The sequence below is a fragment of the Streptomyces sp. NPDC051987 genome (assembly GCF_040680735.1).
Lineage (GTDB): Bacteria > Actinomycetota > Actinomycetes > Streptomycetales > Streptomycetaceae > Streptomyces.
Genome location: NZ_JBFAXI010000073.1, coordinates 31842 through 41980, shown reverse-complemented (window position 1 = coordinate 41980; position 10139 = coordinate 31842). Strand labels below are relative to the sequence as shown.

The 10139-nt window shown below is 70.2% G+C and carries 6 protein-coding genes; all 6 read right to left on the bottom strand.

The features are described from left to right. Positions 1 to 92: 92 nt before the first annotated feature. The 6 genes from serA to AB0M11_RS30190 all read right to left on the bottom strand — a co-directional run bounded on the left by serA (position 93) and on the right by AB0M11_RS30190 (position 10076). Positions 93 to 1682 (bottom strand): phosphoglycerate dehydrogenase, encoded by a 1590-nt coding sequence (gene serA / locus AB0M11_RS30215; protein WP_365711029.1) that lies wholly within the window; start codon positions 1680 to 1682, stop codon positions 93 to 95. 227 nt (positions 1683 to 1909) lie between these two features. Further along, positions 1910 to 2908 (bottom strand): ketol-acid reductoisomerase, encoded by a 999-nt coding sequence (gene ilvC, locus AB0M11_RS30210; protein WP_365711027.1) that lies wholly within the window; start codon positions 2906 to 2908, stop codon positions 1910 to 1912. A gap of 140 nt (positions 2909 to 3048) precedes the next feature. Beyond that, on the bottom strand, positions 3049 to 3573 hold the full coding sequence (gene ilvN / locus AB0M11_RS30205) for an acetolactate synthase small subunit (protein WP_365711025.1): 525 nt from the start codon (positions 3571 to 3573) through the stop codon (positions 3049 to 3051). Between the two features lie 30 nt (positions 3574 to 3603). After that, the gene (locus AB0M11_RS30200; RefSeq protein ID WP_365711023.1) at positions 3604 to 5454 is read right to left on the bottom strand and encodes an acetolactate synthase large subunit; all 1851 of its coding nucleotides are present in this window, start codon (positions 5452 to 5454) and stop codon (positions 3604 to 3606) included. A gap of 243 nt (positions 5455 to 5697) precedes the next feature. Then, positions 5698 to 8727, bottom strand: coding sequence for an EAL domain-containing protein (locus AB0M11_RS30195; protein WP_365711021.1), 3030 nt, complete (start codon positions 8725 to 8727; stop codon positions 5698 to 5700). A 398-nt stretch (positions 8728 to 9125) separates the two neighbouring features. After that, entirely contained in the window at positions 9126 to 10076 is a 951-nt protein-coding gene (locus tag AB0M11_RS30190) for a 2-hydroxyacid dehydrogenase (protein WP_365711019.1), read from the bottom strand. Between the last annotated feature and the right edge of the window lie 63 nt (positions 10077 to 10139).

Below are 10139 nucleotides of genomic sequence, written 5' to 3'. Positions count from 1 at the left end.
CTTCCTTTCTGATCCCCCCCGCCGGTCCGGCGTTTGAGGACATGACGCGAGCCTTCCAGCCCACCGAGTCGGGTGGGCGGGCGGGCAAAAAATCAGACCAGGTTCACCGAACGAGCCGACGTCGCCCCGATCTCCGCCTCCACCTCGGCCAGCACGCCGGAGGCCACCGTGTCGTCGACGGTGAGCACAGCCAGCGCCTCGCCGCCGGCCGCCGCACGGGCGACCTGCATACCGGCGATGTTGATGCCGGCCTCCCCGAGGATGCGGCCGACGGTGCCGACGACACCCGGCCGGTCCTCGTACCGCAGCACCAGCAGGTGATCGGCGATCGCGAGGTCGACGTCGTACTCGCCGACCGCGACGATCTTCTGCACGTTCTTCGGGCCTGCCAGCGTGCCGGAGACCGCGATCTCCTCGCCGCTGCCGAGGGTGCCGCGCACGGTCACGACGTTGCGGTGGTCGGCCGACTCCGAGCTGGTCGTGAGCCGCACCTCGACCCCGCGCTCCTGGGCGAACAGCGGCGCGTTGACGTACGACACCGTCTCGTCGACGACGTCCTCGAAGACGCCCTTGAGCGCCGACAGCTCCAGCACCTTCACGTCGTGCTGGGTGATCTCGCCGTAGACCTCGACGTCGAGGCGGACCGCGACCTCACCGGCGAGTGCGGTGAAGATGCGGCCGAGGCGCTCGGCGAGGGGCAGGCCCGGCTTGACGTCCTCGGCGATGACACCGCCCTGGACGTTCACCGCGTCCGGGACCAGCTCACCGGCGAGGGCGAGGCGGACGGACTTGGCGACCGCGATGCCCGCCTTCTCCTGCGCCTCGTCGGTGGAGGCGCCGAGGTGCGGGGTGCAGACGACCTGGTCGAGCTCGAAGAGCGGGGAGTCGGTGCACGGCTCCTTGGCGTAGACGTCGAGGCCGGCGCCGGCGACCCGGCCCTCCTTGAGCGCCGCGTACAGCGCCTCCTCGTCGACGATGCCACCGCGCGCGGCGTTGACGATCCGGACCGACGGCTTGACCTTGCGCAGCGCCTCGTCGCCGATCAGACCGACCGTCTCGGGGGTCTTCGGCAGGTGCACGGTGATGAAGTCGGCGACCTCGAGCAGCTCGTCCAGCGACAGCACCTTGACGCCCATCTGGGCGGCGCGGGCGGGCTGGATGTAGGGGTCGTACGCGACGACCTTCATGCCGAAGGCGGACATCCGCTGCGCCACCAGGGCGCCGATGCGGCCGAGGCCGACGACGCCGAGGGTCTTCTCGGCGAGCTCGACGCCGGTGTACTTGCTGCGCTTCCACTCGCCGTTCTTCAGCGCGGAGTTGGCCTGCGGGATGTGGCGGGCGCTGGAGATGAGCAGACCGCAGGCCAGTTCGGCGGCGGTCACGATGTTCGAGGTCGGGGCGTTGACGACCATCACGCCGGCCTTGGTGGCGGCGGAGACGTCGACGTTGTCCAGGCCGACGCCGGCTCGTGCGACGACCTTCAGCTTCTTGGCGGCGGCGATGGCCTCGGCGTCGACCTTGGTGGCGGAGCGGATCAGGATCGCGTCCACGTCGGCGATGGCGGGGAGCAGTTCGGCTCGGTCTGCTCCGTTGGTGTGCCGGATCTCGAAGTCCGGGCCCAGCGCGTCGACGGTGGCGGGCGACAGCTCTTCAGCGATGAGTACGACAGGTTTCGAGCTCACGTGAGTCCTCACAGGTCCAATGCGGACGGCCGTCCCGACGGCCGCTGGCGGTGGAGGGGTACTGGCCGCGTGGAGACGCACGACGCTGTGGGCCTGACGCGTATGTAGTACGGCAGTGTAGTGGCGTGGTGCCGGTCGTCCTGCGCCTCTGCGGAAGGATCACCCGTCTGGGAGTCGACGGGACGGACAACAGGGCCGGGGCGCTCACCCCGGCCCTGTCACCTGGCTCACGCGTCTTCGTTCACCCAGGACATCAGCTTGCGCAGCTGCTTGCCGGTGGTCTCCAGCAGGTGCTCGGAGTCCTGCTTCTTGTACTCGTTGTACTTCTTCAGGCCGCCGTGGTACTCGTCCATCCAGTTCTGGGCGAAGGTGCCGTCCTGGATCTCGGCGAGGACCTTCTTCATCTCGGCCTTGGTGGCGTCGGTGATGATCCGCGGGCCGGTGACGTAGTCGCCCCACTCGGCGGTCTCGGAGACCGACCAGCGCATCTTCTCCAGGCCGCCCTCGTACATCAGGTCGACGATCAGCTTCAGCTCGTGCAGGCACTCGAAGTAGGCGATCTCCGGCTGGTAGCCCGCCTCGACCAGGGTCTCGAAGCCGGCCTTGACCAGGGCGGAGGTGCCACCGCACAGGACGGCCTGCTCACCGAACAGGTCGGTCTCGGTCTCCTCGGTGAAGGTCGTCTTGATGACGCCGGCGCGGGTGCCGCCGATGCCCTTGGCGTAGGACAGGGCCAGCGCGAAGCCGTTGCCCGTGGCGTCCTGCTCGACGGCCACGATGCAGGGCACGCCGCGGCCCTCCTCGTACTGGCGGCGCACCAGGTGGCCCGGACCCTTGGGGGCGACCATGCAGACGTCGACGCCGGCCGGGGGCTTGATGAAGCCGTAGCGGATGTTCAGGCCGTGGCCGAAGAACAGGGCGTCGCCGTCGTTCAGGTTCGGGGCGATGGACTCCTCGTAGACCTGGGCCTGGATCGGGTCCGGGACGAGGATCATGATGACGTCGGCCTCGGCGGCGGCCTCCGACGGGGTCACCACACGCAGGCCCTGCTCCTCGGCCTTCGCCTTGGACTTGGAGCCCTCGTGCAGACCGACACGCACGTCGACACCCGAGTCGCGCAGCGACAGCGCGTGGGCGTGGCCCTGGCTGCCGTAACCGATGACCGCGACCTTGCGGCCCTGGATGATGGACAGGTCGGCGTCGGCGTCGTAGAACAGCTCGGCCACTTTGGGTTCTCTCCTTGGTGTGCAGGTGTTGCGTCCCACCGTATGACGGCGGGCGGAAGGGAAGTCTCGGGGTCTCGGCATACGGGCGGCCGGCGCGCCGGGAAGGTCGGTCGGCCGCCCGTGTCAGCCTGGCTCAAGCCTTACGCAGATCGGTCGAGGGCGCGCAGGGACCGGTCGGTGATCGAGCGGGCGCCGCGCCCGATCGCGATCGTGCCGGACTGCACGAGTTCCTTGATACCGAAGGGCTCCAGCATCTTGAGCATGGCGGTCAGCTTCTCGCTGCTGCCGGTCGCCTCGATAGTGACGGCCTCCGGGGAGACGTCGACCGTCTTGGCGCGGAACAGCTGGACGATCTCGACGATCTGGGAGCGCGTCTCGTTGTCGGCGCGCACCTTCACCAGAACGAGTTCCCGCTGAACGGCCGAACCCGGCTCCAGTTCGACGATCTTGAGGACCTCGACGAGCTTGTTGAGCTGTTTGGTGACCTGCTCCAGCGGCAGGGCGTCGACGCTCACCACGATCGTGATGCGGGAGATGTCGGCGTGCTCGGTGACCCCGACGGCGAGCGAGTCGATGTTGAAGCCACGGCGGGAGAACAGGGCGGCGATCCGGGCGAGGATGCCCGGCTTGTTCTCCACCAGGACGGAGAGCGTGTGCTTGGACATTTTTCTGCGTCTCTCTCTTACGTCTCTCGCTCAGTCGTCTTCGTTGTCGCCGAAGTCGGGGCGGACGTCCCGGGCGGCCATGATCTCGTCGTTGGAGGTGCCGGCGGCGACCATCGGCCACACCATGGCGTCCTCGTGGACGATGAAGTCGACGACGACGGGGCGGTCGTTGATGGAGTTCGCCTCTTCGATGACCTTGTCGAGGTCGTCCGGGGACTCGCAGCGGATGGAGTAGCAGCCCATGGCCTCCGACAGCTTGACGAAGTCGGGGACCCGGGTGCCGCGGGCGTCCGGGTTGACGTCGTCGGGCCCGGAGTGCAGCACCGTGTTGGAGTACCGCTGGTTGTAGAAGAGGGTCTGCCACTGGCGGACCATCCCAAGGGCGCCGTTGTTGATGATGGCGACCTTGATGGGGATGTTGTTCAGGGCGCAGGTGGTCAGTTCCTGGTTGGTCATCTGGAAGCAGCCGTCGCCGTCGATCGCCCAGACCGTCTGGCCGGGGGCGCCGGCCTTGGCGCCCATGGCGGCCGGGACCGCGTAGCCCATGGTTCCGGCGCCGCCGGAGTTCAGCCAGGTGGCGGGCTTCTCGTACTGCACGTAGTGCGCGGCCCACATCTGGTGCTGGCCGACGCCCGCCGCGAAGATCGTGCCCTCCGGGGCGAGCTGCCCGATGCGCTCGATGACCTGCTGCGGCGAGAGCGAACCGTTGTCGGGCAGGTCGTAGCCCAGCGGGTACGTCTCGCGCCAGCGGTTGAGGTCCTTCCACCAGGCGGTGTAGTCGCCCCGGTGGCCTTCGCCGTGCTCTTTCTGCACCGCCTGGATCAGGTCGGCGATGACCTCGCGGGCGTCGCCCACGATCGGCACGTCGGCGGCGCGGTTCTTGCCGATCTCCGCGGGGTCGATGTCGGCGTGGACGATCTTCGCGTACGGGGCGAAGCTGTCCAGCTTGCCGGTGACGCGGTCGTCGAAGCGGGCTCCGAGGGCGACGATCAGGTCGGCCTTCTGCAGCGCGGTGACGGCGGTGACCGCACCGTGCATGCCCGGCATTCCCACGTGCAGCGGGTGGCTGTCGGGGAACGCGCCGAGCGCCATCAGGGTGGTGGTGACGGGCGCTCCGGTGAGCTCGGCGAGGACCTTGAGCTCGGCGGTGGCGTGCGACTTGATGACGCCGCCACCGACGTAGAGGACGGGCCGCTTCGCGGAGGTGATCAGCTTGGCGGCCTCGCGGATCTGCTTGGCGTGCGGCTTGGTCACCGGACGGTAGCCGGGCAGGTCCATGACCGGCGGCCAGGAGAAGGTGGTCTTCGCCTGGAGGGCGTCCTTGGCGATGTCGACCAGGACCGGGCCGGGGCGGCCGGTGGAGGCGATGTGGAACGCCTGCGCGATCACCCGGGGGATGTCCTCGGCCTTGGTGACCAGGAAGTTGTGCTTGGTGATCGGCATGGTGATGCCGACGATGTCCGCCTCCTGGAAGGCGTCCGTGCCGATCGAGGAGGACGCGACCTGCCCGGTGATCGCCACGAGCGGCACCGAGTCCATGTGCGCGTCCGCGATCGGCGTCACCAGGTTCGTCGCGCCCGGCCCGCTGGTCGCCATGCAGACGCCGACCTTGCCGGTGGCCTGCGCGTAGCCGGTGGCCGCGTGTCCGGCGCCCTGCTCGTGCCGGCACAGGACGTGGCGCACCCGGGTGGAGTCCATCAGCGGGTCGTAGGCCGGCAGGATCGCGCCGCCGGGGATGCCGAATACCGTGTCAGCGCCGACCTCCTCAAGCGAGCGGATGAGGGACTTCGCACCCGTGACGTGCTCGACGGGGGCGGACTGCTGTCCTCCGGAACGGGGCCGCGGCTGCGGATGGTGGGCCGCGGCGCTCTGCTCGGTCATCGGCATTCTCTTCTCGATGCTGAGGGTTTTCGCGAGGTTCGTACGGATTTTCGCTGCCGTACGGATGGTGCTGGTGCAACAAAAAACCCCTCGTGCCAGAAGGCAAGCGAGGGGAGCGCGCCGGTGTGGTCGCTGGGGTTTCCGGAGCCATGTCCAGTGGGTCCCAGTTCAGCCGACGCGCTGTCCAAGTACGAGAATTCGGGTGCGCATGGGACTGACCCTCCCTCCGACGCGCACCACGTGTCAAGTGGGTGGGACGGGAGTCTCATTATGTGAGCGTAGGGAACTTCCGCCGCCGAGCACGGCGGGCACACCACTGGTGTACACCCCCGGGACTCTCTTCAGGGTGCGTTCCCCTCCGCCGCCGCCCGCGAAGGCCGGCTCGGCCGGTGCGTGCGGGACCGGATAGTGGCCGGAACCGAGCGCCCGGCGCAGCCGGTACTCGTCCACCGGACCGGAGAACGCCATGCCCATCCCGTGCGTGCAGCCCATCGCGCGCAGCGCCGTGACCTGCTCGGGCAGGTCCACGCCCCCGGCCACGGACTCCAGGCCGAGGTCGCAGGCGATCCGCAGCAGTCCGCTGGTGATCTTGTGCAGCCGGGGCGACTCGACCACCCCCTCGACCAGACCGCGATCGAGCTTGAGCACGTCGACGGGGAGTTTCCGCAGCGCCGTGATCGCCGCATAGCCGCTGCCGAAGCCGTCCAGGGCGATCCGGACACCGTGCCGGCTGAGCGCGGTCAGCCGCCGCTCCAGCTCGTCCAGCGGGATCCTGGGATCGGTGTCCGACAGCTCCAGGATCAGCGCCCCCGAGGGCAGCCCGTGCCGGGTGAGCAGGGCCTCGACGGAGCCGAGCGGCGAGGACCGGTCGAGCAGCCGCCGCGCGGAGGTCCGTACGGCGACCGGCACCAGGAGCCCGCTCGCGGCCCGCTCGGCGGCCTGCTCGACCGCCTCCTGGAGGATCCAGCGGTCCAGCTCGGCGGTCTTGTCGCTGTCCTCGGCGACCCGCAGGAACTCGGCCGGCGTGAACAGCACCCCCTGCGAGGAGCGCCAGCGCGCCTGCGCGGAGACCGAGTCGATCCGGCCGTTCTCCAGGGACACCACCGGCTGGTGCAGCAGCGCGAACTCGCCGTCGTGCAGGGCGGCCCGCAGCCGGGTGGCCAGCTCCGCCTTGCGTACGACGTCCTGCTGCATCTGCGGTTTGTACAGCTTGACGCGGCCTTTTCCGGCCGACTTGGCGCGGTACATCGCCAGGTCGGCGTTGCGCAGCAACTCGCCCGCGCCCAGGCCTGGTTCGGCGAAGGCCACGCCGATGGAGGCGTTGACACGGACATCGTTGCCGTCAATGGCGTACGGCTGGGAGAGGGTCACCCTGAGGCGGTCGGCGAGCTCCAGGATGTGCCGCTCCCGGGCACTGCGGTCACGGGTGCCGTCGCCGACGATCAGCGCCGCGAACTCGTCGCCGCCCAGCCGGGACGCGGTGTCGCCCTGGCGGACGGCGTCCTGGAGTCTGCGCGCGGCCTGGACGAGCAGTTCGTCCCCGGCCTGGTGCCCGATCGTGTCGTTGACGGCCTTGAACCCGTCCAGGTCGATGAAGAGCACCGCCGTGTTCCTGAGGGCGGGGCCCCGGTCGGAGGAGCGGCGGCCGGACAGGGCCTGCTGCACGCGCCGGGTGAACAGGGCGCGGTTGGGCAGGTCGGTGAGCGGGTCGTGCTCGGCGTTGTGCTGGAGCTGCGCCTGCAGCCGCACTCTCTCGGTCACGTCCCGGCTGTTGAAGATGAGGCCGCCGTGGTGGCGGTTGACGGTGGACTCCACGTTGAGCCAGCCGCCCTCGCCGGAGCGGAACCGGCACTCGATGCGGGTGGTGGGTTCCTCCTGGGGTTTGGCGGCGAGGAAGCGGCGCACCTCGTGCACCACGCAGCCCAGGTCCTCGGGGTGGATCAGGTTGGCCAGTTCGGAGCCCACCAGGTCCTCGGCGGGGCGTCCGTAGACCCCGGCGGCGGCCGGGGAGACGTACCGGAGGATGCCGTTGGGCGCGGCGATCATGATGACGTCGCTGGAGCCCTGCACCAGGGAGCGGAAGTGGTTCTCCTGCCGGGCCAGTTCCTGGGTGAGGGTGATGTTGTCCAGCAGCATGATGCCCTGGCGCACGACGAGCGCGAGCACCACGCAGCCGGCGGTGATCAGGACCACGTGGTCGGGGCTTCGGCCGTTGAGAACGTTGTAGAGGATGCCCAGGGTGCACACGGCGGCGGCCAGGTACGGGGTGAGAGCGGCCAGGGATCCGGTGATCGGCCGGCCCGCCGGGTACCGGCTGTGGTCGCCTCCCGGGGCGGGCGCGGGCGGCTGCTTGGGCGCCGCGGCCCGGCCGCCGGGCACGTGCTCGTGGACCACGCGCGTGTGCCCCTCGGGATCGGGGGCGCCCTGCGACCGGGGCGCGGCCCAGGGGGCGTACGCGAGCAGCAGCGAGCCGGCGAACCAGCCCGCGTCCAGCAGCTGGCCGGAGCGGTAACTGCTGTGCAGCAGCGGCGAGGTGAACAGGGCGTCGCACATCACGGTCAGGGCGAGGGCGCCGATCGCGGTGTTCACCGCGGTGCGGTTGCCGGGCGCGCGCCGGAAGTGCAGGGCGAGCACCATGCTGACCAGGGCGATGTCCATCAGCGGGTACGCCAGCGAGAGCGCGGTGTGCGCGACGCTCGGCCCGTCGAACCGGGCGGCCTGGGCGAGCGCGAGGCTCCACGACAGGGTGAGCAGGGAGCCGCCGATCAGCCAGGCGTCGAGCGCCAGGCAGATCCAGCCGGCCTTGGTCACCGGCCGCTTGGCCAGCACCAGCAGTCCCACGATGGCGGGCGGCGCGAAGCACAGGAAGAACAGGTCGGCGCAGCTGGGGCTGGGCACGGGCCGCTGGAGCACGACCTCGTACCACCCCCAGACCGCGTTGCCCAGGGCCGCCATCGCCGAGGAGAGGGCGAACAGCAGCCAGGCGGGTCGAAAGCGGACCCGCGGGGAGCGGGCGTAGAGGAAGCACGACACGGCGGCGGTGCCGGCGGCCGCGGTCAGACCGAAGTCGCCCATGAACAGGGCGATCTGGTTCGAGCCCCAGTCGAACGCGGCACCGACGGCGTATCCCGCGCAGATCAGGGCCAGCACGAGTTGGCGGACCATGCCGGTCCCGGCGCCGGTCACCGGCGGCCGGGGGTGCGGCATTCCCGCCGGAGGCTGGGCCCGCAGCGCTCCGGGGAGGGCGGTCGTCACAGTCGTCGGCGCTGTCACCGGATGCTCCCGGTCCGCGCCGTCGCGGGGTCCCTCGGGTCCCGGGGCGCCGGGTGGGGATGCCGCCGGCGTCCGCTGTGCCGGGGGTGGTGATGGCTGGTGTGGTGGCCGCGTCTGCGCGCAGCTGTGCGCCAGGGTCGCCGCCGGCGGCTCCGCCGCGTCGGATCGTTCGTCCATAGGCCGTGCATCGCCCGTCGCCCCCCTCACAAATCTGAAATGTCCATCCCCGGCGCCGAACGGTGCGCGGCGCAGCCCCTTCCCGGACGATACACCAGTCTCGTCACTCAGGGACATAGCTTCTCTACGCTCCGTGACGACCAGCGGCTATGCGCGCACGCACCGCGCCCGGAGGGTTGCGGACCGTACCGGAAACGGATTGCGCGCGTGTGCCGCGACGGTCAGTTGTCGGTGGATCCCGTCGTCAACATCACGTTCCGCAACGGCTGCCGGTTCACCAGACGGTTCAGCTGATCGGTGACGAGGCGCTTGGCGCGCGGCAGGAAGGCCGAGGTGGGGCCGCCGACATGAGGGCTGATCAGCACTCCGGGCGCCTGCCACAGAGGGTGTCCGGCCGGCAGCGGTTCGGGGTCGGTGACGTCCAGGGCGGCGGTGAGGCGGCCGCTCTCCAGTTCGGCGAGGAGGGCCTTGGTGTCCACGACGGGCCCGCGCGCGACGTTCACGAGCAGGGCGCCGTCCTTCATCCGCGCGAGGAACTCCGCGTCGACCAGGCCACGTGTGGTGTCCGTGAGGGGCGTGGAGAGGATGACGACATCGGCTTCCGGAAGCAGATCGGGAAGTGCGGTGAGCGGAAGCACGGGACCGCGCGCCGAAGCGCGCCCGGAGCGCGCGACGCGCGCCACCCGCGCAACCTCGAAGGGCGCGAGCCGGTCCTCGATGGCCGCGCCGATGGCTCCGTAGCCGACGATGAGGACGGACCGGTCGGCGAGGGCAGGGTGGAAGCCGCCCTCCCAGTGCTCCCGTTGCTGGGCGCGGACGAACCCCGGGATACCGCGCAGGGACGCCAGGGTGAGCGCGAGCGCGAGCTCGGCGGTGCTCGCCTCGTGCACGCCGCGCGCGTTGCACAGCAGGACGCCGGGCGGGACGAGGTCGATCGCGGCGATCATGTCGTCGACCCCGGCGGTGAGGGTTTGGATGAGCCGGACGTTCCGCATCCCCTCAAGCGGCCGCACCTTGACCGGCTGCCGCTTCATATAGGGGACGACGTACACGGCGCAGTCGGCGGGATCACCGGGAAACTCCTGGTCACCGTCCCAGAAGAGGTAATTGAGGCCTTCTGGGAGCTCCTGGAACTCGGCCGGCGGGATGGGGAGCCATACGTCGGAGGTCATGGTCAGGAGGCTATGTCAGAGGCGTGACGGCGCGCGGGTTAGGTTGGAGGCCCAAGAAGGAGG

Bases quoted from the DNA above. Each gene is read 5' to 3' on its own strand.
- ilvN (WP_365711025.1), bottom strand. From the start codon at position 3,573: ATGTCCAAGCACACGCTCTCCGTCCTGGTGGAGAACAAGCCGGGCATC.
- AB0M11_RS30200 (WP_365711023.1), bottom strand. From the start codon at position 5,454: ATGACCGAGCAGAGCGCCGCGGCCCACCATCCGCAGCCGCGGCCCCGT.
- AB0M11_RS30190 (WP_365711019.1), bottom strand. From the start codon at position 10,076: ATGACCTCCGACGTATGGCTCCCCATCCCGCCGGCCGAGTTCCAGGAG.